Raw genomic sequence first — 1271 nt, 5'->3', positions numbered from 1 at the left:
ACTCGACCTCGCTCACCCGCAGCGACGTGGGCGTGGACATCACCGCCTGCTGCAGGGCGGTGATGTCCACGCCCACGTCGCTGCGGGTGAGCGAGGTCGAGTGGTCGTAGTTGGCGGTCAGCGACAGCCGCCACTTGTCCAGGTCCTTGTTCAGCGACCCGCCCAGCCCCGCCGTCCAGCCCTCCGTCGTCTGGGCCAGGGGCCCGAAGGTGGTGACATAGCGGTTCAGGGTCGCGTCGGTGGCGAAGGGCGAGAAGGGGTCGGTGGCCGGGATCGTGAGGCTCGCGCCCGGCAGGCCGCGCAGGGACTCGCTGCGGGTGGCGCCGAACTCGGCGGTCAGGGTGCCGCGGAAGTCGTTGGGCAGGGCGCGGGCCAGCACCGCGCTGCCGGTCACCGACTGGGTCTCGGGGACCAGGGTGCGGAAGGCGCCCACGTCGCTGACGTTGGCGACGCCGGCCGTGGCGGTCAGATCGCTCAGGGCCAGAGCCTGGCCGTTCAGGGCCGTCAGCGGCAGGCCCGCCACCGTCACCGGCTGGCCGACGAGGGCGCTCAGGGCCGGGTCGATCTCGGCCCCGCGCGTGGCGCCCGTCAGGTTGCCGGTCAGGTCGAAGGGCTGGCGGCCGGCGGCGGCGCCCACGGTCCGCTCGTCCTCGGTGATCGACGAGGCGCCCTGCACCTTCAGCACCAGGTTCAGCCTGTTGTCGCCCTGGATGCGCAGCTGGTTCAGGCTGGCCGAGCCGGTGGCCTGGCCGCCCTCGGTGGGGCCGCCGCCGCTGGCCTCGGCGGTCAGCGCCCGGAAGCGCCGGCGCAGCACGATGTTCACCACCCGCTGGTCGGCCGTGTAGCCATAGGCCAGCGCCGCCTCCTCCGGCAGGATGTCGACGCGGATGATCGCTTCGGTGGGGATGTCGCGGATCTCGCGGAAGCCCGAGATGCGCCGCCCATTCAGCAGCACCACGGGCGCCTCGCCGCCCCGGCCGCGGTTGCTGGCGATCTGCGGCGCCAGGGCGGCGAGCAGGTCGGCCACCGAACTGACCCCATAGGCCTGGATCTCGGCCGGGCGCAGCTGCACCTCCGGCTGGATGTCGCCGACCACCGCGCCGGGCAGGGGCCGCTCGCGCGTGCCCACCACCACCAGCTCCTCCACGGTCTCGTCGGCGTATTCGTCCTCCTCGGAGGCCGGGGCCGCGGATTGGGTCGTCTGCTGGGCATGGGCGGGCAGGGCGACGCTGGACAGCAGGGCCGCAAGCAGCGTGGCGGCCGCGGCGGGC

1 pseudogene is annotated in these 1271 nt (G+C 74.0%); it reads right to left on the bottom strand.

The features are described 5' to 3' along the window. Positions 1–1271: pseudogene (locus tag AX721_RS16850) on the bottom strand (TonB-dependent receptor); the annotation flags it as partial.

This window comes from Phenylobacterium sp. CCH9-H3, assembly GCF_001557235.1.
In the GTDB taxonomy this organism is placed as follows: Bacteria; Pseudomonadota; Alphaproteobacteria; order Caulobacterales; family Caulobacteraceae; genus Phenylobacterium.
The sequence above is the reverse complement of the archived record's forward strand: the minus strand, read 5'-3'. Positions and strand labels throughout refer to the sequence as shown.